25 protein-coding genes are annotated in these 24,575 nt (G+C 66.7%); 9 read left to right on the top strand and 16 right to left on the bottom strand.

Going from position 1 to position 24,575, the window contains the following annotated elements:
- Positions 1-2 precede the first annotated feature (2 nt).
- The 4 genes from AVME950_RS18385 (at position 3) to AVME950_RS18370 (ending at position 2,457) form a co-directional block, all read left to right on the top strand.
- Positions 3-857, top strand: a complete 855-nt coding sequence (locus tag AVME950_RS18385) for a DUF3106 domain-containing protein (protein ID WP_284430957.1) — start codon at positions 3-5, stop codon at positions 855-857.
- Between the two features lie 64 nt (positions 858-921).
- A complete protein-coding gene (locus AVME950_RS18380; RefSeq protein ID WP_284430919.1) occupies positions 922-1,410 on the top strand; it encodes an RDD family protein in 489 nt (162 codons plus the stop codon).
- 62 nt (positions 1,411-1,472) lie between these two features.
- Positions 1,473-1,868: a diacylglycerol kinase gene (locus tag AVME950_RS18375; RefSeq protein WP_284430918.1), complete on the top strand. Its 396-nt coding sequence runs from the start codon at positions 1,473-1,475 to the stop codon at positions 1,866-1,868.
- Positions 1,861-2,457, top strand: a complete 597-nt coding sequence (locus tag AVME950_RS18370; RefSeq protein ID WP_284430917.1) for an LOG family protein — start codon at positions 1,861-1,863, stop codon at positions 2,455-2,457. Before AVME950_RS18375 ends, AVME950_RS18370 begins: the two co-directional genes overlap by 8 nt.
- A gap of 33 nt (positions 2,458-2,490) precedes the next feature.
- Here the strand turns inward: AVME950_RS18370 and AVME950_RS18365 are convergent, their stop codons facing one another.
- Positions 2,491-2,829 carry a P-II family nitrogen regulator gene (locus tag AVME950_RS18365; RefSeq protein WP_092743842.1) on the bottom strand — a complete coding sequence of 113 codons (339 nt, stop codon included), beginning with the start codon at positions 2,827-2,829 and terminating at the stop codon, positions 2,491-2,493.
- A gap of 62 nt (positions 2,830-2,891) precedes the next feature.
- Complete coding sequence (locus tag AVME950_RS18360) at positions 2,892-4,544, bottom strand: NAD+ synthase (RefSeq protein WP_284430916.1); 1,653 nt, start codon at positions 4,542-4,544, stop codon at positions 2,892-2,894.
- Between the two features lie 248 nt (positions 4,545-4,792).
- Here AVME950_RS18360 and AVME950_RS18355 point away from each other — a divergent pair, with 248 nt between their 5' ends.
- Entirely contained in the window at positions 4,793-6,142 is a 1,350-nt protein-coding gene (locus AVME950_RS18355) for a GNAT family N-acetyltransferase (protein ID WP_502869426.1), read from the top strand.
- Between the two features lie 162 nt (positions 6,143-6,304).
- Here AVME950_RS18355 and AVME950_RS18350 read toward each other — a convergent pair whose 3' ends face one another.
- The 3 genes from AVME950_RS18350 to AVME950_RS18340 form a co-directional block, all read right to left on the bottom strand.
- Complete coding sequence (locus tag AVME950_RS18350; RefSeq protein WP_284430914.1) at positions 6,305-6,814, bottom strand: chemotaxis protein CheW; 510 nt, start codon at positions 6,812-6,814, stop codon at positions 6,305-6,307.
- A gap of 269 nt (positions 6,815-7,083) precedes the next feature.
- Positions 7,084-7,725 (bottom strand): 3-oxoacid CoA-transferase subunit B, encoded by a 642-nt coding sequence (locus AVME950_RS18345; RefSeq protein ID WP_284400194.1) that lies wholly within the window; start codon positions 7,723-7,725, stop codon positions 7,084-7,086.
- A 1-nt stretch (position 7,726) separates the two neighbouring features.
- Complete coding sequence (locus AVME950_RS18340) at positions 7,727-8,539, bottom strand: CoA transferase subunit A (RefSeq protein ID WP_272569448.1); 813 nt, start codon at positions 8,537-8,539, stop codon at positions 7,727-7,729.
- A gap of 78 nt (positions 8,540-8,617) precedes the next feature.
- Between AVME950_RS18340 and AVME950_RS18335 the strand changes: the two genes are divergently transcribed.
- Positions 8,618-9,163 carry a PAS and helix-turn-helix domain-containing protein gene (locus AVME950_RS18335; RefSeq protein WP_284430913.1) on the top strand — a complete coding sequence of 182 codons (546 nt, stop codon included), beginning with the start codon at positions 8,618-8,620 and terminating at the stop codon, positions 9,161-9,163.
- Positions 9,164-9,332: 169 nt separating this feature from the next.
- Positions 9,333-10,211, top strand: a complete 879-nt coding sequence (locus tag AVME950_RS18330; RefSeq protein WP_284430912.1) for a hypothetical protein — start codon at positions 9,333-9,335, stop codon at positions 10,209-10,211.
- Between the two features lie 81 nt (positions 10,212-10,292).
- On the opposite strand, the gene AVME950_RS18325 is transcribed toward AVME950_RS18330, so the two are convergent.
- From AVME950_RS18325 to AVME950_RS18275, 11 genes are all read right to left on the bottom strand, one after another.
- Entirely contained in the window at positions 10,293-11,573 is a 1,281-nt protein-coding gene (locus tag AVME950_RS18325; protein ID WP_272569444.1) for an NAD(P)/FAD-dependent oxidoreductase, read from the bottom strand.
- A gap of 166 nt (positions 11,574-11,739) precedes the next feature.
- On the bottom strand, positions 11,740-13,995 hold the full coding sequence (gene katG / locus AVME950_RS18320) for a catalase/peroxidase HPI (protein WP_284430911.1): 2,256 nt from the start codon (positions 13,993-13,995) through the stop codon (positions 11,740-11,742).
- 207 nt (positions 13,996-14,202) lie between these two features.
- Positions 14,203-15,132, bottom strand: coding sequence for an SMP-30/gluconolactonase/LRE family protein (locus AVME950_RS18315; RefSeq protein ID WP_284430910.1), 930 nt, complete (start codon positions 15,130-15,132; stop codon positions 14,203-14,205).
- Positions 15,133-15,205: 73 nt separating this feature from the next.
- A complete protein-coding gene (locus tag AVME950_RS18310) occupies positions 15,206-16,108 on the bottom strand; it encodes an amidohydrolase family protein (protein ID WP_284430909.1) in 903 nt (300 codons plus the stop codon).
- 8 nt (positions 16,109-16,116) lie between these two features.
- The gene (locus AVME950_RS18305) at positions 16,117-17,076 is read right to left on the bottom strand and encodes a Bug family tripartite tricarboxylate transporter substrate binding protein (protein WP_284430908.1); all 960 of its coding nucleotides are present in this window, start codon (positions 17,074-17,076) and stop codon (positions 16,117-16,119) included.
- A 108-nt stretch (positions 17,077-17,184) separates the two neighbouring features.
- Positions 17,185-18,117: a tripartite tricarboxylate transporter substrate binding protein gene (locus tag AVME950_RS18300; protein ID WP_502869425.1), complete on the bottom strand. Its 933-nt coding sequence runs from the start codon at positions 18,115-18,117 to the stop codon at positions 17,185-17,187.
- Between the two features lie 189 nt (positions 18,118-18,306).
- Positions 18,307-19,245, bottom strand: a complete 939-nt coding sequence (locus AVME950_RS18295) for an NAD(P)-dependent oxidoreductase (protein WP_284430906.1) — start codon at positions 19,243-19,245, stop codon at positions 18,307-18,309.
- Complete coding sequence (locus tag AVME950_RS18290; RefSeq protein ID WP_284430905.1) at positions 19,242-19,928, bottom strand: RraA family protein; 687 nt, start codon at positions 19,926-19,928, stop codon at positions 19,242-19,244. The genes AVME950_RS18295 and AVME950_RS18290 overlap by 4 nt, the downstream gene beginning before the upstream one ends.
- 63 nt (positions 19,929-19,991) lie before the next feature.
- Positions 19,992-21,011, bottom strand: coding sequence for a Bug family tripartite tricarboxylate transporter substrate binding protein (locus tag AVME950_RS18285; RefSeq protein WP_284430904.1), 1,020 nt, complete (start codon positions 21,009-21,011; stop codon positions 19,992-19,994).
- An 18-nt stretch (positions 21,012-21,029) separates the two neighbouring features.
- Entirely contained in the window at positions 21,030-21,938 is a 909-nt protein-coding gene (locus AVME950_RS18280; protein ID WP_284430903.1) for an amidohydrolase family protein, read from the bottom strand.
- 48 nt (positions 21,939-21,986) lie between these two features.
- The gene (locus tag AVME950_RS18275; protein WP_284430902.1) at positions 21,987-22,994 is read right to left on the bottom strand and encodes a Bug family tripartite tricarboxylate transporter substrate binding protein; all 1,008 of its coding nucleotides are present in this window, start codon (positions 22,992-22,994) and stop codon (positions 21,987-21,989) included.
- Positions 22,995-23,207: 213 nt separating this feature from the next.
- Between AVME950_RS18275 and AVME950_RS18270 the strand changes: the two genes are divergently transcribed.
- Both AVME950_RS18270 and AVME950_RS18265 read left to right on the top strand, forming a co-directional pair.
- Positions 23,208-23,945 (top strand): IclR family transcriptional regulator, encoded by a 738-nt coding sequence (locus AVME950_RS18270; RefSeq protein ID WP_284430901.1) that lies wholly within the window; start codon positions 23,208-23,210, stop codon positions 23,943-23,945.
- 50 nt (positions 23,946-23,995) lie between these two features.
- Positions 23,996-24,568, top strand: coding sequence for a peroxidase-related enzyme (locus AVME950_RS18265; RefSeq protein ID WP_284430900.1), 573 nt, complete (start codon positions 23,996-23,998; stop codon positions 24,566-24,568).
- The last annotated feature ends 7 nt before the right edge of the window (positions 24,569-24,575 follow it).

Below are 24,575 nucleotides of genomic sequence, written 5' to 3'. Positions count from 1 at the left end.
GCATGCCCGCCAGCCCTTTGGACGCCCCCCGCCTGATGCCAGCCGCCGTGCTGGCTTTTGTCTTGCTGGGCGCGCTCGTCGCGGGCGGCTGGCAAGCCTGGACACAGGTCGGGATGGCACCGGTGGCGCCCATGCCAGCCGAGGCGCTGGCCAGCAAACACACCGCCCGTGGGCCGGAGTTACGGCTTCAGGATCCTGACAGTGCAGGCTCGGGGCCTGCATGGCAATCTTTGACGGCCGCGCAAAAGGAAGCGCTTGCCCCCCTGGCCTCCCGCTGGAGCCTGCTCAGCGAGGCGCAAAAACGGCGCTGGATCACACTGTCCGCAAGCTTTCCTACCTTGTCGCCACAAGAGCGCGAAAAGATGCTGGGGCGCATGACCGACTGGGCCAACCTCAGCCTTCAGCAGCGCAGTCAGGCCCGTTTGAACTACGCCGCCACCAAGAAACTGGCCGTGGATGACAAGTGGGCCCAGTGGGAGGCGTACCAAGCCCTGCCTACCGAGGAAAAGAAGCAGCTGGCGGCCCGTGCGGCCCCTCGGCCCACCGGCGCGGCCACGGCGATCCGGCCCGTGGCCCCTCGCAAGCTGGCCCGCGTTCCTGCCGCCGCGGTCGCGAATGCAAACCGCCCCAATCCCCCCAAGATTCCGCCGGTGAGCGAGTTCCATCCGACCCAGGCATTGCCGGTATCGGTCCCAGCGGCCAGTCTGGCACCTCCAGTGGAAACGGCACCCATCTCGGTGCCGATCGCTGTTCCCTCGCCCCTGGCGCCGCTGAGCGGCGCAGAGCCGGTGGCCGCCGAGGCAGCCCCCACTGCCGCCCCGACCCAGGACAATACCCCGCTTCACCCGCCTCAGTGATACCGCCATGTCTGCGTCTCCGTCTCAGAGCACCATGGCCAGCCATGACATTTCCCGCACCGCGATGAACGGCACCACCCCTTCGCTGCGCCGTCGCATGGCTTGCTGGCTCTACGAGGGCATGCTGATGTTCGGGGTGGTGTTCATTGCCGGCTATCTTTTCGGCACGCTCAGCCAGACACGCAATGCGCTGGACAACCGCCATGCGCTCCAGGGTTTTCTTTTCGTTGTCTTCGGCATCTATTTCGTCTGGTTCTGGGCCAGAGGACAAACGCTGGCCATGAAGACCTGGCATATCCGGGTGGTGGACCGGCTGGGACAGCCGATCACGCAGACCCGGGCCCTCGCCCGTTACGCGCTGAGCTGGCTGTGGTTTTTGCCGCCGCTGGCGGCCATGGCGCCGTTCCAGCTGTCCGGTGGTGAATCGGCGGTCATTCTGCTGGGGTGGGTGGCGGTCTGGGCATTGTTGAGCCGGTTTCAGCCCGAGCGGCAGTTCTGGCACGACATCTGGGCCGGCACGCGGCTCGTGCATTTCGAACACGCCAAAAAGTAAGCCGACAACTTCTTTCGCCGGAGGCGATAACTGCCACACAGGCCGGCGAAAATGCGTGGCCTATGTCTGCCCCCTTCACACCCCATCCCCACAAGGCCCGCACCGGCCTGCACCGCCTGTGGCATGCCGGACAATATTCGCTGCAGGGCCTTCAGGCCGGCTGGGGCGAGAAGGCTTTTCGGCTGGAGGCATGCATGGCTTTCGTGCTGCTGCCCGCAGCATTCTGGCTGGGCCGTGGCTGGTTGGAGGTTGCGGCGCTCGCCGGCACGGTGGTTCTGGTGCTGATCACCGAACTGCTCAACTCCGGCATCGAAGCCGCCATCGATCGCATCGGTCCCGAGTTGCACGATTTGTCCAAGCGCGCCAAAGACATGGGCAGCGCTGCCGTCTTGTTGAGTGTGTTGCTGTGCTCAGGCGTCTGGGCTGCAGCCCTGTTTCAGAGGTTTTTCCATGGCTGAGCCGTCTTTTTCCTTGTGCGTCTATCTGGGGTCCCGCCCAGGTGAAAACCCGTTATTCACCGAATCAGCCATTGCCGTCGGCGAATGGATCGGCCGGCACGGCGGCCAACTGGTCTACGGTGGCGGTCGCAGCGGCCTGATGGGCATGGTGGCCGAGGCCACACGGCGCGCGGGTGGTCGCGTGCTGGGCGTGATTCCCCGGGCGCTCGTGGACAAGGAACTGGCCAACCGGGATTGCGATGAACTGCACATCGTCGAGACGATGCACGAGCGCAAGGCCATGATGGCCGAGCGCTGCAACGCTTTCCTGGCCCTTCCAGGCGGCATCGGAACGTTCGAAGAATTGTTTGAGGTGTGGACGTGGCGCCAGCTCGGCTACCACGACAAGCCCATCGGCCTGCTGAATGTGGACGGCTACTACGACGGCCTGATGGCGTTTCTGCAGACCAGCGTGGCCAGCGGACTCATGAGCGACTGGCAGATGGGTCTGATGACGGCCTCCTCCGACCACGAAAGCCTCCTGCAGTCCCTGGTCGAGGCCGCCGGCATGCAGGCCACGCAGAAGGTTCCGTTACGGGCGGTGATCTGAGCCAGCGCAGCCGCCCAGGCGCGCAGTCGACCATCAGACGGCGGCTTCGTCCAGGTCGCCCGTGCGGATGCGCACCACACGCTCCACGGCGGTGACGAAGATCTTGCCGTCGCCGATCTTGCCCGTGCGCGCCACGTTGACGATGGCGTCCACGCAGCGGTCCACGTCGTCGGTCTTCACGACCACTTCCACCTTCACCTTGGGCAAAAAATCCACCACGTATTCGGCGCCGCGGTACAGCTCGGTGTGGCCCTTCTGACGGCCGAAACCCTTCACTTCGGTGACGGTGAGGCCCGTCACGCCGCACTCGGCCAGGGCTTCGCGGACTTCTTCGAGTTTGAAGGGCTTGATGACGGCGGTGATCATTTTCATGGCGGAAACTCCTGGAAAGGTGAAATGCGAGGGATGCTCAAGGCCGCGTCGTCGTCGATCGCTCACGCCCGGAAACGGTTGGTGATGGGGTAGCGCCAATCCTTGCCGAAGCTGCGGCGGCTGATGCGGATGCCCACCGGCGCCTGGCGGCGCTTGTATTCATTGAGCTGGATGAGGCGCGTCACGCGCTCCACGTCGGCCCGGTCATAGCCGGCCTGCACGATGGCATCGATGGGCTCGTCGTTTTCCATGTACCGTGCGACGATCGCGTCGAGCACCTCGTAGGGCGGCAGGCTGTCCTGGTCCTTCTGGCCGGGGCGCAGTTCGGCGCTCGGCGGGCGCGTGATGATCCGTTCGGGAATGGGCTGCGCGCCGGTTCCAAAGGGGTCATTGGCATTGCGCCAGCGCGCCAGCGAGAACACGGCCGTCTTGGCCACGTCCTTGATGACGGCAAACCCTCCGGCCATGTCGCCGTAGAGTGTGCAGTAGCCCGTCGCCATCTCGCTCTTGTTGCCGGTGGTGAGCACCACCGCGCCGAATTTGTTGGACAGCGCCATGAGCAACGTGCCGCGGATGCGAGCCTGCAGGTTTTCCTCGGTAGTGTCTTCGGACAGGCCGGCGAACTCCTGCGCCAGCGCGGCCTTGAACGCCTCGAATTGCGGGGCGATCGAGATTTCGTCGTAGCGCACGCCCAGACGCTCGGCCATGTCGCGCGCGTCGATCCAGCTGATGTCCGCGGTGTAGGGCGAAGGCATCATCACGGCGCGCACCTTGTCAGCGCCCAGCGCATCCACGGCGATGGCCAGGACCAGCGCGGAATCGATGCCGCCCGACAGACCCAGCAGCGCGCCGGGAAAGCCGTTCTTGCCGACATAGTCGCGCACGCCCATGACCAGCGCGCTCCACAGATCGGACTCCAGCGCGGGCAGCGGCGCGACCTCGGCCTTCAATTCGATCGCACCCTGCACGACGTCCACGCGGACCGGAAAGCAGGCTTCCTCGAATCCGGGCGCACGCGCGGCCACGAAACCGTTGGACTGCAGGGCAAAGGAACGGCCTTCGAAGAGCACCTCATCCTGGCCGCCGACCAGGTGGGCATAGACCAGCGGCAGGCCGGTCTCCGTGACACGCTCGCGCATGATCTGCTCGCGCTCGGCGCTTTTGCCCAGGTGGAACGGCGACGCGTTGATGGTGACCAGCAACTGCGCCCCCGCCTGCGCCGCCCGGCGGGCGGGGCCTTCGAACCAGGCGTCCTCGCAGATCAGCAGGCCGACGCGCACGCCCTCCACGTCAAAGAGGCAGGTGCCGTCGCCTGGCAAGAAGTAGCGCCGCTCGTCGAACACGTCGTAGTTCGGCAGTTCCTGCTTGAGGTAGGTCTGCTCGACCACCCCATTGCGCAGCACGCTGGCCGCGTTGTAGCAAAGGCCTTCGTCATCCGCTTCGGCCCGCTGAGGATGCCCGACCACGATGGCCAAGCCCTCGAACCGCGCCGTCTCCCGCGCCACCGTTGCCAGTGCATCCTCGCAACCCGACAGAAAAGCGGGGCGAAGGTAGAGGTCTTCGGCGGCATAGCCGCACAGCGACAGTTCGGGCGTGAGCAGCAGGCGCGCGCCGGCGGCATGGGCTTGCTGGGCGCAGGCAATGATCTTGCGGGCATTGCCCGGCAGATCGCCCACCACGAAATTGAGCTGGGCAACGCTGATGACGAATGGCATACGGGGATGGAAAAAGGACTCGAACGATTATGTCACCCGCGTCCTGCACGATGGCGCCTTGCGCCACAAGGCCCTGCGTTATCCCCGCGGGCACTGGAAAACTCTGTGGATAAGTCGTGGCTTGCCCTGTAAGGCGGTCCTAACTCCTTGTCAGGCCTGAAAGAATGTCCCCGTGCCCTCTTTTTAGGCACACGGACTGGTGTGGATGCCATACCTCCCCGCGGCGGCGAAGCCCGGTTTGGGCCATGATGGCGTCCCCCCTCCAACGACCGCACGCCGCCTTGTCCCAACCCGCCGATACCGCCTACGTTCTGCGCCTGCACCCGTCTCCCGACGACGTGGACGCCGATGCCTGGGATGCGCTCCTGGCCACCCAGCCCCACGCCACCCCCTTCATGCGCCACGCCTACCTTTCGGCGCTGCACAGCAGCGGCAGCGCGGTGCCGGAAACCGGCTGGACGCCCGTGTTCTGCACGCTCTGGCGGGAGGAGGTGCTGCAGGGCGCGTGCGCGGTGTATGCCAAGCCGCACTCCTACGGGGAATACGTGTTCGACCAGGGCTGGGCGGGTGCCTATGCGCGCCACGGCATGGACTACTACCCCAAGGCCGTCGTGGCCGTGCCCTTCACCCCCGTGCCCGGAGCGCGGTTGCTGGCCGTGGACGCGGCGGCGCGGCATGCGCTGGTGCGGGCGCTGGTGCAGTGGTGCGAAGAGGCGGGCCTGTCGTCGCTGCACCTGCTGTTCACCGCCCCGCAGGATGTCGAGGCCGCGCAGGCGGCGGGGCTGATGCTGCGGCACACGGTGCAGTTTCATTGGACGAACGCGGCGCCCCCGCACGGCGCCGGCGCGCTCGCCTCACCGGCCGAGGGGGCAACCCCGTCCGCACGCGAAGGGGCCGGGCCGATGGCCGACGCGAGCGGCGAAGCGCCCTCGCCTGCCGGCGAACGGCCGTTCAAATCCTTCGACCATTTCCTGGCCAGCCTGTCGCAGGACAAACGCAAGAAGATCCGGCAGGAGCGGCGCCGAGTGGCCGACGCGGGCGTGGCGTTTCGCTGGATACGGGGCACCGACATCACGACAGCCGACTGGGATTTCTTCTACCGCTGCTACGAGCGCACCTACCTGGAGCACGGCAACCCGCCCTACCTCACGCGCGAATTCTTCGCCCGCATGGCCGCCGACATGCCCGAGGCCTGGGTGCTGTTCATCGCCGAACGCGGCGGACACCCCATTGCTAGCAGTTTGATAGCAGTTGGGGCAAGCGATACTAGGGCACAAGGCACAAAAGGCCCGGAACTGGTGGCATTCGGCCGCTACTGGGGAGCGCTGGAGCGGGTGGACTGCCTGCATTTCGAGGCCTGCTACTACCAGCCGCTGCAGTGGTGCATCGCGCATGGCGTGCAGCGCTTCGAGGGCGGCGCCCAAGGCGAGCACAAGATGGCACGGGCCCTGCTGCCGGTGCAGGCCACGAGCGCCCACTGGCTCGCCCATCCCGCTTTTGCCGAGGCGGTGGACCGGTTCCTGGAGCGCGAGGGGGAAGGCGTGGCGCAGTATCTGGAGGAACTGCAGTCGCGCAACCCGTTCAAGACGGGCCGGTGACCCGAAGCGCATGAAAGCGCAGGCGCCCGCCCCGGCCAGAACTGAGCCCGCGGCGGCGGCACCGCCCGCCGGATTCAAGAGTCAAAAGCCCATCCAGCGCAATATCCACTAGGGCATACCGCTACAAAAAATATAGCATACGCTCCTGACCTTGGCGCCGGGCTACGCCACGGCAGCTGAGCGCACCAGTCCCATTTCGGCGCTGCTGAGCAGGGATTCGATGTCCATCATGATGAGCATGCGCTCGCCGACGCTGGCAATGCCGGTCACGAAGGCCGAATCCACCTCGCCCTGGAACTGCGGCGCCGGCCGGATGGCCTCGGCCTGCAGGGGAACGACGTCGGCCACCGCATCCACGACGGCGCCCATCACCGTGCCGCCCACGTTGAGGATGATGACGACGGTGAAATCGGTGTACTCGGCCTGCGCGCAGCGCAGCTTCAGCCGCAGATCGACGATGGGGACGATCACGCCGCGCAGATCGATCACGCCCTTGATGAAGTCCGGCGCGTGGGCCATGCGGGTGGGTTGCTCGTACGAGCGGATTTCCTGCACGCGCAGGATGTCGATGCCGTATTCCTCCTGCCCCAGACGAAAGGTGAGGTACTCCGCTGCGTTGGTGGCGGCACCCGTGGCATGGCGGGGAGAGGCGGAAGCGGGGGTCGACAGCATGGCAGGTCCTTCACAGATCAGGGTTCAGCACGTGCAGACGACCGTCTGGCGCGCGCGGCAATGGTCCAGCATATCAGCCGCCTTGTTACTTGTGCTGACATTTAGCCGATTCCACCTATTCAAAGAAGGCCATTGCTGTGCTAGCAACGGCCTGCCCTCGGGCTTGGGCAGCGCTGGTGGCGGTTGCCTGTGGCGGCCCACCGGAAAGCCCCTGGGCCATCAAGACCCGGGCCGCTTGCCCGCCTGTCCGGCGTGCCGACAGGACAGCCTCAGGCCGGCAGCAACGTGACGCCTGTCTTGGCCTGCAGCGCTTCGAAAGTCACGCCCGGCGCAAGTTCGACCACCTGCAGCCCCTTGGGCGTGACGTCCATCACGGCCAGGTCGGTGATGATGCGGTCCACCACGCCCACGCCGGTGAGGGGCAGCGTGCACTGGGGCAGGATCTTGAGGTCTTCGGTGCCGTCCTTCTTGCGCGCCACATGCTCCATGAGCACGATGACGCGCTTGACGCCGGCCACCAGGTCCATCGCCCCCCCCATGCCCTTGACCATCTTGCCGGGGATCATCCAGTTGGCCAGATCGCCCTTCTCGCTCACCTGCATGGCGCCGAGGATCGACAGGTTGATCTTGCCGCCCCGAATCATGGCGAACGACTGGTCGCTGCCGAAGATGGAAGAGCCCTTGATGGTGGTGACGGTCTGCTTGCCGGCATTGATGAGGTCGGCGTCCACGGCGTCTTCGGTGGGGAACGGGCCGATGCCCAGCATGCCGTTCTCCGACTGCAGCCACACTTCCTTGTCGCCCGTGAAATTGGCCACCAGCGTGGGGATGCCGATCCCCAGGTTCACGTAGAAGCCGTCTTCGAGTTCTTGTGCCGCGCGCGCGGCCATCTGATCTTGGGTCCAGGGCATCTCAGGCTCCTTCTTTCTTGTTGACGGGCACCGTCACCGTGGGCACGGCTTCGCTGGTGGCAGCGGCCTGCGCGATCACGGCCTGGGCCTCGACCTTGGCAGCGGCCACATCGACGGGCGCGGCGGTCACGGTGCGCTTTTCGATGCGCTTTTCGGGGTTGGGGTTGTGCACGATACGGTGCACGTAGATGCCAGGCAGGTGCACATCGTCCGGCGCGATGTCGCCCGTCTCCACGACCTCCTCCACCTCGACGATGCAGACCTTGCCGGCCGTGGCGGCCGCGGGGTTGAAGTTGCGCGCGGTCAGGCGGAACTGCAGGTTGCCGGACTTGTCGGCGCGCCAGGCCTTGACGAGCGACACATCGGGCACCAGCGAGCGCTCCATCACATAGGTTTCGCCGTCGAATTCGCGCAGTTCCTTGCCCTCGGCCACCATGGTGCCGACGCCGGTCTTGGTGAAGAAGGCCGGAATGCCGGCGCCTCCCGCCCGCAGCTTCTCCGCCAGCGTGCCCTGCGGCGTGAATTCCAGCTCCAGCTCGCCCGCAAGGTATTGGCGCTCGAATTCCTTGTTCTCGCCCACGTAGGAAGAGATCATCTTCTTGATCTGGCGCGTTTCCAGCAGCTTGCCGAGGCCGAAGCCGTCCACACCGGCGTTGTTGGAGATGACGGTGAGGTCCTTGACGCCGCTGTCGCGCAGGGCGTCGATCAGCGCCTCGGGAATGCCGCAGAGCCCGAAGCCGCCGACGGCCAGCATCTGGCCGCCGGCCACGACGCCCTTGAGCGCCTCGGCCGCGGTGGGAAAAAGCTTGTTCATTGGAGACTCCTCAACATCAGGTTGGATGGCCGCTACGATACTACGTACCCCGCTACGTAGTTCTCCCTAAATACTTCCATGGATGTCGCCGATTACCGCCTCGCTTTCGAAATGGCCCCGGTGGGTCTGGTCATTTCGCGCAACCGCACCATGGTCGACTGCAATCGCCAGGTGTGCGAGATGTTCGGCGCCTCGCGCGAGGTGCTGATCGGACAGTCTTTCCGGATTCTGTATCCCAGCGCGGACGAATACGAGCGCCTGGGCAAGCACATGGAGCCCATCCTGAATGCGCGGGGCCACTATGCCGACAACCGCATCATGAAGCGGGCCAGCGGCGAGGTGTTCTGGTGCCATGTATCGGGCCGGGCGCTCAATCGCGAAACCCCGCACGAATCGGGCATCTGGAGTTTCGAAGACCTCAGCTCGCAGCGCTCGGTCAAGGCCGAACTGACCGGACGCGAGCGCGAGGTGGCGGCGCGGCTGCTGGACGGCCTGACCTCCAAGGAGATCGGCCGTGCGCTCGACATCAGCCACCGCACGGTGGAGATCTACCGCGCGCGCCTCATGCGCAAATACGCAGCCTCCACGGCGGCCGACCTGGTGCAAAAGCTCATGGCGGGATGACGGTCGGCCATCAGGGATATCCCTACTAACACTTGCTTTCATCTGCGCTCCCTGGGTGGGGTACCGCGGCAAGGAGGCCACGGATACCGTCTCCACATCCCAACCTGCCAGTCGGCGGTGCGGCGCATGGTGCGCGGCGCCGCGGAGCGGCGACCCATCCCGAGACCCCATGCCCGCCAGTTTCCATTCATTCCGCGCTACCGCCGCTTTCGCAGCCCTCGCCGCATTGACCGCCGCGTCCCTGACCGCATGCGGCGGTGGTGGAGGTGGGGGCGACGTGACCACGCCGCCCGGCGGCACCCCAGCTCCAGCGCCCACGCCAGCCCCATCGCCATCGCCATCGCCGGCACCGTCACCCGCTCCAGCACCGGCCCCCACGCCGGCACCCGCACCTTCGAGCGGGAGTTCCGCCGCCTGCTACAACGCGGCGGATTTCAACGAAGGAACGGTGCTCATCGAAGAGGGCCTCACGAAGATGGACGGGCAACCCGACCTCACGACCACCAGCACCACGACGACCGGAGGCCGGCAGGATTTTGCCGGCGCGAAACCAGTCATGTTCACGCCGCAGTCCACCGGTTCCCTGGGCAACAACCGGCTGTTCCGCGACCGCACGGCCAGCAGCGAACTGGCGTACGGCGTTGTCTCCGACACGTCCACCCAGGTACTGACGCAGGTCTACGATCCACCCGTGTCCACGCCCTTGGACATGCAGCCCGGCCAGACCGTCCAGCGGGACCACAAGAACCAGTTCACGATCGTGCCCAAGGCGGGCTCGGCGCCCAGCTCCTATTCGGAAACCGTGGAAGACCAGTTCACGTACGTGGGCAGGGAGTCGCTGCAGACCGCCATGGGTACCTTCAACGTCTGCAAATTCAACAACGACTTCGTCACGGTGGGGCCGACCGGGCGCGTCGTGGCCAACTTCCAGACCTGGGTGGTCGCAGAAGGCCCTTACCAGGGCCGGACGATCAAGATCGCCACGTCCAGCTCCAACGGCAGGCCCTCGACTTACGAGGTAACGAAGATCACCTATACCCCCAAGTAAGGCGCGCAAGCGGGCCGCAGGACGGTGGCGGGCGGCCGGGTCGGAACCGGCATGCCTGCCCAGCTCCTTGCAGCCACGCGCTCAGTGGAGCTTCAGCCGTCCGGACACGCGCTGCTGCAGCAGCCGCGCCAGGGCGAGCACAGCCGTCTTGCCCAGGCCCAGGATGGCCCGGTGGTGATTCAAGTGCAAGGAGATGTACATCCACTTCGCGATGAGGCCTTCCACGAAGAAGTTGCGTCCCATCAGGCCGCCCATGAGGTTGCCCACGCCCTTGTTATCGCCCAACGACACCAGCGAGCCGAAGTCGCGGTACACGAACGCCTCGGTCACTTCGCGCTCGCGCAGCATCGCGCCGAGCACCTTGGCCAGGTAGTCGGCTTGCTGGTGCGCGGCCTGGGCCCGCGCCGGAACGGTCTTGCCTCCCTCCCACGGGCAGGCGGCGCAGTCGCCGAATGCATAGACGCCGGGCACCGAGGTGCGCAGGCGGTCGTCCACCACGAACTGGTTCAGACCGTTCACGGCCAGCCCCATGCGGGCATTGGCATCAGCAGCCTTGATGCCCGCGGCCCACACGATCATTTCGGCGGGAATGCTGCCTTCGGAGGTGACCAGCGCGCCACGGCGCACCTCGGTCACACGCGTGCCGGTGCGCACGTTGACCTGCTTGCGCTCCAGCGCCAGCCGGGCCTGGGCCGAGATCTTTTCGGGCAGGCCACCCAGGATGCGCGGGCCGCCTTCCACCAGCGTGATGTCGAGCCGAAAGCGCTGGCCATCGCCCATGCTTTCCTGCAGTTCGGCATGGGCCTCCAGCAGTTCGGCCGACAGTTCCACCCCGGTCGCCCCACCGCCCACGATGGCCACGCCCAGCGCACGGCTCTCGGAGAAAGAAGCACGGGCGCACGCGGCCAGCCAGTCGGCATGGAAACGCTGCGCATCGCGCACGTTCTCCAGCAGGTACGCGTGCTCCACGCCAGGCGTGCCGAAGGCATTGGAGCCGCTGCCGATCGCCAGCACCAGGCGCGTGTAGCTCACGGTGCGCCGGGGCACCACGGCTTCACCCTGCGCATCGCGAATCTCCGACAAGGTGATGCCTTTGCGCTCGGTGTCGAGGGCCGCCATCTCGCCCATGGCAAAACTGAAATGGTTGCGCCGGGCCAGCACGGTGTAGGACAGCCCTTCCTGGTGCGCATCGAGCGTGCCGGCGGCCACCTCGTGCAGCGTGGGCTTCCAGATGTGGAACGGGCTGCGGTCGACCAGCAGCACCTTTTCCCGCCCTACCCGGGGCCCCAGGCCCCGCCCGAGGCGTGCCGCCAATTCCAGGCCGCCCGCGCCGCCGCCAACGATCACGATGTCGAAATGCATTCCATCTCCCGCTTTTTGTGCGATGCAGCAAGTTTAGGGCGCGCAGGCCTTCCCCGCGCCCAAAAGGGCTCCTTTGCCGCACGCGGATGCGAAAAAGCCCGCGGCGTCGAAGCCGCGGGCTTTTCCCGGAGAAAGCGCGCCGGCTCAGCAGAGCCGACGCGGCAGGTCAGGCCAGATCGAAGCGATCGAGTTCGGTGACCTTGGTCCAGGCCGCAACGAAGTCGTCCACGAACTTGCGTTTGGCGTCCGCCCCGGCATACACCTCGGCCTGCGCCCTCAGCAGGGCGTTGGAGCCGAACACGAGGTCCACGCGCGTGCCGGTCCACTTGACCTCGCCGGTCTTGCGGTCGCGGCCTTCGAACACCCCGGCGTCCTGGGCCGATGCCTTCCACTCTGTGCCCATGTCGAGCAGGTTGACGAAGAAGTCGTTGGTGAGCGCGCCAGGCGTTGCGGTCAGGACACCGTGGCGGGTTCCGTTGGCATTGATGTTGATCGCACGCAGCCCGCCGATCAGTACCGTCAGCTCGGGCGCAGTCAACGTCAGCAGCTGGGCCTTGTCGATCAGCAGCACCTCGGCAGGCACGCTGTAGCGGCGCTTTTGGTAATTGCGGAAACCGTCTGCCACGGGCTCGAGCACTGCGAACGATTCCACGTCGGTCTGGTCCTGCCGCGCATCGGTGCGGCCCGGGGAGAACGGTACCGTCACCTCGACGCCCGCGCTCTTGGCCGCCTGCTCCACGCCCGCCGCACCTGCCAGCACGATCAGGTCGGCCAGCGAGATGCGCTTGCCCCCTGCGGCGCCGCGATGGAAGTCGCTCTGGATGCCTTCAAGCACCTGGAGCACCCGGGCCAGTTGCGCCGGCTGGTTGACGTCCCAGTCCTTTTGCGGCGCCAGGCGGATGCGGGCGCCATTGGCCCCGCCGCGCTTGTCCGAACCGCGGAAGGTGGATGCCGAAGCCCAGGCCGTACCCACCAGTTCGGACACCGACAGGCCGGAGGCCAGGACCTGTGCCTTGAGGGCCGCCACATCGGACGCATCGACCAGCGGATGGTCCACCGCGGGAACGGGGTCTTGCCAGATCAGCACTTCCTTCGGCACTTCGGGGCCGAGGTAGCGCGCGCGCGGCCCCATGTCGCGGTGCGTGAGCTTGAACCAGGCCCGCGCGAAGGCTTCGGCGAAGGCCTGGGGGTTGTCCAGGAAACGGCGCGAGATTTTTTCATAGGCCGGGTCCATGCGCAGTGACAGGTCGGTGGTCAGCATGGTCGGCATGCGCTTCTTGGTGGGGTCGTGCGCGTCGGGAATGATGGCTTCGGCGTTCTTGGCCTGCCATTGGTGCGCGCCGGCCGGGCTCTTGGTGAGTTCCCATTCGTACTTGAACAGGTTCTCGAAGAAGTTGTTGCTCCACTGCGCGGGCGTGGTGGTCCAGGTCACTTCCAGGCCGCTGGTGATCGCATCGCCGGCCTTGCCGGAGCCGAAGCTGCTGGCCCAGCCCAGGCCCTGCTGCTCGATGCCTGCGGCTTCGGGCTCAGCCCCCACATGGTCGGCGGCACCGGCCCCATGGGTCTTGCCGAAGGTGTGGCCGCCGGCGATCAGGGCCACGGTTTCCTCGTCGTCCATCGCCATGCGGCCGAATGTTTCTCGGATGTCGTGCGCGGCGGCGATCGGGTCGGGATTGCCTTCGGGGCCTTCCGGGTTCACATAGATCAGGCCCATCTGGACCGCGGCGAGGGGGTTCTCCAGGTTCCGCCCCTGGCTGTCCGTGCGGTCGGTTTCCTGGCCGTGCATGGCGGGGTCGGCCACCAAGGTGCCGTCGCCGGGAGTGCCCTTGCCATAGCGGGCATCGCCGCCCAGCCACGTCTTCTCGCTGCCCCAGTACACGTCCAGGTCGGGTTCCCACGTGTCTTCACGGCCGCCGGCGAAGCCGAAAGTCCGAAAGCCCATGGTTTCCAGCGCGACGTTGCCGGTCAGCACCAGCAGGTCGGCCCAGGAAATTTTTTGACCGTATTTTTGCTTGATGGGCCAGAGCAGGCGGCGCGACTTGTCGATGTTGACGTTATCGGGCCAGCTGTTGAGCGGCGCGAAGCGCTGCTGCCCACGGCCCGCACCGCCACGGCCGTCGCCCGTGCGGTAGGTGCCGGCGGCGTGCCACGCCATGCGGATGAACTGCGGGCCGTAGTGTCCGAAGTCGGCCGGCCACCAGTCCTGCGAGTCGGTCATGAGCGCGCGCAGGTCTTTCTTCAGGGCTTCGTAGTCGAGCTTCTTGAACTCTTCGGCGTAGTTGAAGCTGCTGCCCAGGGGGTCGGACTTGGACGAATGCTGATGCAGCAGGTCCACGCGCAACTGGTTGGGCCACCAGTCCTTGTTGAGGGTTCCACCATTGACGGCGGCGGCATGGAACGGGCACTTGGTCTCTTGGCTCATGGGGCATTCCTCTTGCGGCTGATTGATGGGTGAATGCTAGAGAAAAGACTCCCGCCGGAAAAGGCAATTAATCACATGCCTGGAATAGTTTTTCGAAATGATCAGCCATGACCGACTCCTCATCAAAGAGCGCGCGGCAAGCGGGCGCCGCATGTTTTTTCACTGCACTCCACTGCACGCCCTGCCCCGCCTCCTGGCTCTGTCAGATCAGCCGCCGCGCGCTGCGTCCGCGTGCAGTGGCAGCCCCGGTGCGTCCATGCTGGTACACAGGATGCGCCCGTGGGTGGAGTCGGTCACATAAAGCTTGGCCAGGTCGGCTCCGCCGAACGCCATGTTGGTGGTGGAGCTTCCCGGCACACCGCGCAGCACCTGCACCGGCTCGGCCCGGCCATTGAGTACCCAGACCCAGCCAAGACCGGGATTGGCCACGAGCAGACGGCCCAGTGCATCCACCGCCAGTCCGTCCGGGCCGCTCGGGCCGTAGGAGGTGAAGAACTGGCTCACCTTGGCCACGCTCCCGTCGGGCAACAGCGGGACGCGCCACACGCAGTTGCCACGCGTCACGGCCAGGTAAAGCACGCGGCCATCCGGCGACAGTGCCACGCCGTTGGGACTGGGGACATTGTTCAGCAGCAGATCGAGCTGGCCGTTCGGACGCAGGCGGTACAGGCGGCCCGACGGGTCGTGCAGGCCGCTTTGCCCCTGGTCGGTGAAGTACAGGTTGCCTTCGGCATCGAACACCAGATCGTTCACGCCCTTGAAGCGCTCGCTGTTTCGGCGCTCCAGGTAAGGCGTTATGGTGCCGCTCGCCACATCCAGTCGCACCAGGCCGTTCTTGTAATCGGTGATGAGCAACGTGCCGGCGTCCAGGAACTTCATGCCATTGGGTTCGCCGTCGTACTCGGCGACCAGGCTCCAGCCGCCCTGCGTGTCGATGCGGAAGATGCGCCCCCATGGAATGTCGGTCACATACAGGTGGCCGGCGGTATCGAACACCGGGCCTTCGAGGAATGAATCGGTGATGGTGCCGCCGCGGTTGGCATCGGCCCATGCGCTGCGCGCCCGGCGGCGGAACGCATCGGGCAACGAGGTGAACGGCTCCAGTTCACGGACCTGTGGGGCCTGTAGCAAGAACATGGGATCGGCTTTCTTTGAAAAAGGGCCCGTCCCGGCGAAATCCTGGGCCAGGACGGTAAACGGAATGCGATTTTCAGACGGCTTCGAACCCGTACAGCTGCGCAGGGTTGTCCACCAGGATGCGGTCCATTGCCATGGGATGGGACCCTGTCCAGGCTTGCAGCAGATCCACCAGATCGGCATCGTTCACCGTGCCGGGCGGCTCGGTGGTGTGGGGCCAGTCGCTGCCCCATACCAGCCGCTCGGGCACGGCCTGCACCAGCGCGCGGCCCAGAGGCAGCGTGTCGGCGTAACTCGGGCCTCGCACCGTGGAACGCATGTAGGCGCCGGAGAGCTTGACCCAGGTGTTGCCCCCGTCGAGCAGCCTGCGCAGCACGCCGTAGGCCTGCGCGGACGGGCCTTCCGCCGGGTCGATGCGGCCCAGATGGTCGATCACCAGCGGCACGGGCAACGCCTGCAGCACCGGCCGCAGTGCGACGATCTGCTCCGCATCCGCGAAGACCTGGATGTGCCAGCCACCACAGTGCGGATGGCGCGCGACCCGGCTCGCCAGCGTGGTGAGCATCTCGGGCGTGGTCGCACCCCAGGACTGCGGCGATACGAAGTTCACCCGCAGGCCGCACACGCGGCGCGCGGCCAGGTGTTCCAGCTCGTCATCGCTCACGTTCGTGCCCACGACCGCCACGCCCCTCGCGATGTCGCCGAGCTGCTTCAGGGCATCCAGCGTGCAGGCGTTGTCCGTGCCATAGGTGGAAGGCGTCACCACCACCGAACGCGCCGTGCCCAGGCGCTGCTGCAGCCGACGGTAGGCAGCCACCGGTGCATCGGGGGGCAAGCGCTTCCAGTGCACCGACGGTGCAAAACGCGGATCGAAAATGTGCATGTGGCTGTCGCATGCCATCGCGGGCAGCAAGCGCAACGGGCGGCTCACGCCCATGGAATGCGGCACTGGTGCGGAAATCACAGGCAGGTGCATGGTGCCCATCAGTCCAGTTTGATGTCGCCTTTGCGTACCACCTCGCCCCACTTGGCGTCTTCCTTCTTGAGGAAGGTGACGAACTCCGCGGGCGTGGAACCGATCGCCTGGGCGCCCAGATCCGCGAGGCGCTGCTTCACCTCGTCTTCCTTCAGTACCTCGACCAGTGCCTGCTGCAGCTTGGCGGCCACCGGCTCGGGCGTGCCCGCAGGCAGGAACACGCCGTTCCATTCATAGGCCTCATAGCCGGGAATGACGGTCTCGGCCACCGTGGGCACATCGGGCAGGCGCTTGGACCGCTCGGGGGCCGATACCGCCAGTGCACGCAGTTTGCTGCCCGACACCAGCGGGTACGAGGCCGCGATGGTGCCGAACATGAAGTCCACCTGCCCGCCCATCACATCGGCAATGGCGGGGCCACCACTCTTGTAGGGCACGTGCACCATGTCCAATTGCAGCTTCTGGCGGAACAGCTCCGCCGCCAGCCGCTGCACGGTGCCGCTGCCGCCCGACGCGAAGTTCAGCTTGCCAGGCTCGGCTTTCGCCTTAGCGATCAGGTCATTCACGTTTTTGAAGGGCGAGTCGGCTTTCACGATCAGCGCGTTCGGAGCCAGCAGTACCAGGGACAGCGGCTGCAACGCCGTGCTGGCGTAAGGCATCTTGGGGAACAGGTGCGGATTGATGGAATACGGCGTGGCGTCGTACAGCATGGTGTAGCCGTCGGCAGTGGCCTTGGCCACATAGCTCCCGCCGATCGTGCCGCTGGCGCCGGCCTTGTTGTCCACGATCACGCTGGCACCCAGCCGGGCGCCCATGCGCGTGGCCAGCACACGGGCCACGGCATCGGCAGCACCACCCGGGGCGTAGGGCACGACGATCGTGATCGGACGGTCCGGGAAAGCGGCCTGTGCCACGGTGGCGGCAAGGGCGCAGGCGGCGATCAGGGGGGAGATGACAAAAGCACGCATGAGGTCTCCTGGTTCGAATGGCAAAGCGACAGAGAAAAAGCAACCGCAACCCGCCGCGAGCCACGCGGCGCGGGCCCAGGACAGTTGCGTTGGAAGGCACGCCGGTGGTCAGTCGGCCTTGAGATTCAGGTCGAGGGCAATCTGCGTATAGGTGGCCACTTCACGCCCGACCCGCGCCACGAAGGCAGCGCCACAGGTGGACTCGGCGTCCAATCCCAGGCCACGCAGTTTCTCGGCAGCAACCTCGCTCTTGGCGAAGTCAGCGGCCACGCGTTCCAGCGCCTGCGCGACCGGCTCGGGAACGCCGGCGGGCGCCAGCACGCCGTACCATGCGTCGGCCGAGTAGTTGCCACCCCCCGATTCCGCGAAGGTGGCGACGTCGGGCAGCAGGCCGGAACGCTGTGGAGACGCCACCGCCAACGCCGCCAGCTTGCCACTGCGGATCTGCGGCAGGACCGAGCCCAGCGTGGCGAAGGAGCTGTCGAGCTGGCCGCCCATCAGGTCCGTCACCACCGGTGCGGCGCCTTTGTAAGGCACATGGTTGAGCTGCAGGCCATTGGCGCGGGCGAACATCTCGGTCGCGAAGTGGCCCGAGCTGCCGATGCCAGCCGTTCCGGCAGTGATGCGGCCGGGCTCCTTGCGGGCCTTGGCCATGTAATCGGCCAACGACTTCATCGGCAAGCCCGGCCCGACCACCAGCACCGTCGGGCTGGTCGCCACCGTGCACAGCGGACGGAAGGAGCGCACCGCATCGAACTTCACCCGGTTGCTGTACAGCCCGGGAATCATCGTGTGGTTGGTCGCACCGAACAGCAGCGTGTAGCCATCGGCCGGCGCGCTGACCACCGCCTGTGCAGCCAGGATGGTGTTGGCACCCGGCTTGTTGTCGATGATGAATGGCTGGCCCAGCGCGCGGCTGGCGTGGTCAGCAAACGCCCTGGCCACCACGTCGGTGGGGCCGCCTGCCGCAAATCCCACCACCAGCTTCACGGGCTTGGAAGGATAGCCACCGGCCTGCGCGAAACAGGTGGCGGACACCATGCACAGCGCAACCGCCAGCGCCTTGCGCACCGGCGCTGCCAGCATTCTGGTTTCGAAACTCTCGCTCATTGAATGTCTCCTGTCAGGGGCCGCACTGGCGGCGGCTTCTTGTTCCGGCGCAACCGGCATCCCACACCGGTCGGGGAAAAGCGGACACGCAACGCTGGCGTGCCCAGCCTCGGGTCTTGGTTACGAGGCTGCGGCAACGGCAGCCGGGGCGCGAGCCAACACCTCCAGCAGGTTCTTGGCAGCCCCCACGCCCATGTTCACGTAGGCATCGCCCGTCACGCCGCCGATGTGCGGGCTCAGGATGAAGCGTGGCTCGCCCTGGAACGGGTGGTTGGCCACCATGGGCTCCACGGCGAAGCTGTCCAGGCCCGCCGCCATCACCTGGCCCGATCGCACGGCAGCCAGCAGGGCAGGTTCGTCGACGAGTCCGCCACGCGCGGTGTTCACCACGATCACGCCGCGCTTGCACTGTGCCAGCGTGGCGGCATTCAGCATGCCGCGGTTATCGTCGGTCAGCGGGCAGTGCAGCGAAATCGCGTCGGACTCGCGCCAGATCGTCGCCAGGTCCACGCTCTGCACGAAGGCCGGCAGGTCCTTGGCGAAGGGATCGAAGCCGATCACGCGCATGCCCAGCGCATCGGCCATCCTGGCGAAGCGCAGGCCAATGGCGCCCAGGCCCACGAGGCCCACCGTGCACCCACCCAGTTCCAGGCTCTTGTGCGTGGCCTTGTCCCAGTGGCCGGCGTGCATGCGGGCATCGAGTTGCACCACCGACTTGGCACAGGCCAGCAACAGGGCCAGCGCCTGCTCGGCCACCGCCGCGGCGTTGGCACCTGCAGCGGCCACGACCTCTACGCCACGGGCCTTGGCGGCCACCTTGTCGATGGTATCGGTGCCGCTGCCGTGCTTGGAGATCACCTTGAGCGATGGCGCCGCGTCCATCACGGCGGCGCCCACCTTGCCGTAGCGCACGATGATGGCCACCGGGTCATGCTGCCGACACAGCGCCACCAGGTCGTCTTCGGTGGGTGTCTTGCCGGCATACACGATCTCGAAATCCTGAAGCAGGTCGAGTGCCTGCTGCGCCAGATCGGCGCCGGTCACGAGGATGGCGCTCACAGCGATTCCCCTTCCTTCAGCACGCCGGCGGCGCGCAGCGCGGCGGGCAGCCATTTGGAGGCCGTATCGCCACGGGCAATCGCCTCGATGCGCGCGGCCTCATCGGCCACCTTCTTGTCGGCCAGCGCCATCATGGCGGGCGCCTTGGCACGCTCGATGACCACCACGCCATCGGCATCGCCCACCACCAGGTCGCCCGGGTTCACCACTGCGCCGCCGGCCGAGATGGGATGGTTGATGCGGCCCGGCACGTACTTGGTGGGGCCGGCAGGATTGAAACCAGCGCTGAACACCGGAAAACCGAGTTCCAGCAGTTCCAGCTTGTCGCGGATCGCACCGTCCACGATCACGCCGGCCAGGCCGATCTTCTTGCAGGCGCTGAGCATCAGCGTGCCCATGAGCGCGGCGGTCTGGTCGCCCTTGCCGTCAATGACCAGCACATCGCCCGGTTTCGCCAGCGCGATGGCCGCGTGGATCATCAGGTTGTCGCCCGGGCGCACTTCGACCGTGAAGGCGGGACCGGCCACCTTCATGTCCTGGTGGACGGGCGCCACGCGGGCATGCATGGTGCCGCGGCGTCCTGCCACATCGGACAGGATGGCGGCCTGGAAGGTCGCGGCCTTGGCGACGACCTCGGCGCTGACGCGCTCGATGTCACGGATGACTTCTGGGAGTTGGCTCATGGTGGTTCCAGCGGGGTTGGGAAGAAATAGAAAAACGGAAGAAAACACTGGCCTGCAGCGACCTCACTCGGCCTTGATGTTTCTGTCCTGGATGACCTTGGCCCACTTGGCGGAGTCGGCCTTCTGCAGATCGCCCAGTTGCCGGGGCGTGCCGCCGACCAGCGTGACGCCCAGCTTGTCGGCCAGCGCGACCACGCCCGGGTCCTTCAGCGCGTTGCCGATCTCCTGGTTCAGGCGCTGCACGATGGCGGCGGGGGTCTTGGCTGGTGCAAACACGGCCTGCCACTGCTCGACGACAAAGTCGTTCATGCCGACTTCGCCCATGGTGGGCACGGACGGCAGGGACTTCAGGCGCTGCGCCGACGTGACGGCCAGCGCGCGCAGCTTGCCCCCCTGCACATGCGGCAATGCAGCCGCGGCAGGCGCAAACATGAATTGAACCTGTTCAGCCAGCGTGTCCTGCAGCGCCGGGGTGTCGCCCTTGTAAGGCACGTGGATGAAGCGCGCGCCCGACTGCTGCTGCAGCAACTCCCCCTGCATCTGCAGGATGGTGCCGTTGCCGCCGGAGGCGAATGCCAGCTTGCCGGGCTGTGCCTTGGCCGCAGCCACCAGATCGGCCACGGTCCTGAACGGCTGGTTGGCGCCGACCACGAGGATGTGCGGAATGGTGCCGATGGTGATCACGGGCTCGAAACCGCCGATCGGGTCATAGGGCAGCCTTCCCATGAGGTGCGGCGCGATGGCCTGGGGACCGATGGAGGTGCCCAGCAGGGTGTAGCCATCCGGCGGCGCCTTGGCGACGAACGCCGCGCCGATGGTGCCCGTGGCACCGGCCTTGTTGTCCACGATCACGTTCGTGCCCAGCGCTGCGCCGACGCGCTGCGCCACATTGCGGCCGAGCACATCGGTGCTGCCGCCCGGCGGGTACGGAACCACCCAGGTGATGATCTTGCCGGCAGGCCAGTCGCCCTGCGCCAGCGCGGGGCAGGTGAGCAGCGGGCCGAGCAGCGCGGCGCCTGCGGTGGCCAGCAGGCTGCGGCGTGCGAGCCGGGCCTTTGGAGAAGAAGGGATCGAGGTGGTCATGGGCTTGTCTCTTGTGGGTCAGGCGAAAGAGGAAGGCGGCGTGAAGCCGTACAGCGCGGCGGGGTTGTCCACCAGCACGCGATGCAGGATGGCCGCATCGCCGGTCTGGCCGGCCCAGTCGACGAGCCGATCCACCTGTCGGGCGTCGTCCGGCATGGGGTGCGCACCGGACGATGCGGTGGCGTGGGGCCAATCGCTGCCCCAGACCACGCGCTCGGGCGCGCAGCGCAGGTAGCTCGCGGCCAGCGCATCGAGGGCGGGGTCTTCGGGCGAGTGGTGTTCGCTCACGATGTAGCCGCCGGACAGCTTGATCCACGCCTGTCCGCGCTGCAGCAGGTCCTGCAGCAGCGCGTGTGCGGGATGTTGCCCGGCCTGCGCCGGCGAAATGCGGCCGAAGTGGTCGAAGACCAATGGAACGGGCAGCCGGCGCAGCACGTCGCCCTGCGTCGCCAGCAGATCCGGCGCCATCAGCAATTGCAGGTGCCAGCCCAGCGGCGCGATGCGGCAGGCCAGCGGCATCAGCGATTGCACGGTGCCCGATACGCCGAGCGACAGGTTCAGGCGCACGCCGCGCACGCCGGCGTCATGCAGGTGCTGCAGTTGGGCGTCGCTCTCGCCGCCGTCGATCACCGCCACGCCACGCGCCTGCGGGCCCAGCGCCGCGAGGCCTTCGAGCATGCAGCGGTTGTCGGTGCCATAGGTCGAGGGTGTGACCAGCACGGTGCGCGCGGTGCCGATGCGTTGCTGGAGCGCGCGGTAGTCCTGCGCCGAGGCGTCCGGCGGCAGCAGCCTGGCGCCCGGTGCAGCGGGAAAGCGGCCGTCATAGACATGCACGTGGCAGTCGCAGGCGTCTTTCGGCAGCACCGTGCGCGGCTCGGCGCTACCGGCCGAGAAACGCACAGGCGTGGCAAAGCTTTCGCAGTGCATGGCGAGGGCTCGATGGGCGTGGGAAATAAGGCGTTGCGGGGCGCCGCGTCAATCCAGGCTGGCGCCCGAGTCCTTGACGATCTTGGCCCAGCGGGGCACTTCGGACTTCAGCAGCGCGCCGAACTTTTCGGGGGTGCCGCCCAGCACATCACCGCCTTCGGAGCGGAGCTTTTCCGCCACGTCGGGCTGCGCCAGCGCCTGGTTGATGGCCTTGTTCAACTGCTGCACGATGGGGGCGGGCGTGCCGGCCGGGGCCAGCACGCCATACCAGGAAGCGGCCTCGAAATCCTTGTAGCCCGACTCGGCCAGCGTGGGCGTCTGCGGCAACTGGTCGGATCGCTTGAGCGACGTGATCACCACCGCACGCAGCTTGGCATTGCGCACCTGCCCCAACAGCGTGGGCACGGCCGACATGTACAGGTCGATCTGCCCTCCCACCAGGTCGGTCATGGCCTGGGCCGCGCCCTTGTAGGGCACGTGGCGCAACTTGATGCCGGCGGCGTTCTCTGCCAGTTCACCGGCCAGATGGGCGACGGTGCCGTTGCCGGAGTAACCCAAAGTGATGCCGTCCGGCTTGGCCTTGGCGGCGGCGACCACATCGGCGAACGTCTTGTAAGGCGAGTTGGCGGGCGCGGCCATCACGATGGGGGCCGACGACACCAGCGCCACCGGGACCAGATCCTTCAAGGGGTCGTAGGGCAGCTTGGCATACAGCGAGGGGTTGATGGCCAGGTTGCTGGTCTGGCCCATCACCAGCGTGTAGCCATCGGGCGCCGACTTGGCCACGGTATCCACACCCAGGTTGCCGCCCGCCCCAGGGCGGTTGTCCACCACCACATTCCACTTGTGCTGCTCGGTCAGCTTCTGCGCCACGGTGCGCGCGATCATGTCGGTGCCGCCGCCGGGCGGGAACGGCACGATCAGGCGGATTGGCTTGGTCGGGTAGCCGGACTGCGCTTGCGCAGTGCCGGCAGAAAAGGCCAGAACCGCCATGCCCAGCAGGGCGATGGACAAAGGTGCGCCCAGGGCGCGCCGGGTCAGCGAGAAAGTTGGCATGGTTTGTCTCCGTTGTGATGGGCCTGTCGCGCCTTGTTCCCAGGCGTTGCCAAGACTTTACGAAAACGTTTCAACCCATACAATATAGTTTCATACAGCGAAACATATTGCACCATGAGCAACGCAATAGGCGGCAACCCGAACGCCTCATCTACACCGCCGCAGGGGCTTGTCGAGGCCGCATCCGCCGCCCCGAGGTCCTCCTCTTCAGCCATGGCGAAAGAAACCGGTGGGGTCATCGCCGTGACGCGCGCCCTCCAGTTGCTGGAGGCGTTCTCCCTGGGCGAATCGCATCTGCCGCTCGCAGAGCTGAGCCGCCGCTGCGGGTTGCACAAGACCACCGTGCTGCGCCTGGCGCGCACGCTGGCGCAGTCCGGCTTCATGGTGCAGCGCGAGGACGGCGACTGGCGCCTCGGGCCGGCGGCGGGCTGGCTGGGGGCGCGCTACCAGGCGGGGTTCGACGTGCAGAACGTGCTGGAGCCGGCCTTGCGCGAGCTCACCCAGGCCACGGGCGAAAGCGCGGCGTTCTATGTACGTGAAGGCAACGTGCGCACGTGCCTCGTGCGGGTGGAAGGCCCACAGGCGCTGCGCCACCATGCCCGCATGGGTGAAGGCCTGCCGCTCGACAAGGGCTCGCCGGGCCGCGTGATCCTGGCCTTCTCGGGCGAACCTGGTGCGGACTACGAAGACATCCGCCAGCGTGGCTACCACTGGTCCATCGGCGAGCGGGAGCACGGCGTGGCCACCGTCTCGGCGCCCGTGTTCGGCATGCATTGGCGGCTGATGGGCTCGGTATGCATCTCGGGGCCGGAATCACGCCTGCCCGAAGCCCGTCTGCAGGCGCTGGCCAAGACGGTCACCGCAGCGGCCACACGGCTGTCGTATGCGCTGGCGGGCAGTTCCGCGCCCCCCTCCTCCACCGGGATGCGCGCGACCCAGTGGCATCCGTGATAAGTTGCAGGCGACCATTCGCGCCAGCCACAACACAACGGAGACAACCCTTGAGCCGCTACCCCTTCCCCGACCTCGCCGCCCTGCCCGACGACATCCGCGCCCGCATTCTCGAAGTGCAGGAAAAGGCCGGCTTCGTGCCGAACGTGTTCCTGGCATTTGCTCGGCGACCCGCCGAATGGCGTGCGTTTTTCGCCTACCACGACGCCTTGATGCTCAAGGAGGAAGGCAGCCTGACCAAGGGCGAACGCGAGATGATCGTCACCACGACCAGCGCCGCCAACCAGTGCCTCTACTGCGTGGTCGCGCACGGTGCCCTCCTGCGCATCTACGAAAAGAAGCCGCTGGTGGCCGATCAGGTGGCGGTCAATTACCGCAAGGCCGACATCAGCCCGCGCCAGCGGGCCATGCTCGACTTCGCGATGAAGGTGTGCAGCCAGTCGCATGCCATCGAGGAAGCGGATTTTCCCGCCCTGCACGCCCACGGCTTCGATGACGAGGACATCTGGGACATCGCGGCCATCAGCGCGTTCTTCGGCCTGTCGAACCGCATGGCCAGCTTCGCGGGCATGCAGCCCAATCCCGAGTTCTATCTGATGGGCCGCGTACCGCGCCAAAAATAGCGCCCTC

The organism is Acidovorax sp. SUPP950 (assembly GCF_030158935.1).
Taxonomy (GTDB): Bacteria; Pseudomonadota; Gammaproteobacteria; order Burkholderiales; family Burkholderiaceae_C; genus Paracidovorax.
This window is presented reverse-complemented; position numbering and strand designations above follow the sequence as displayed.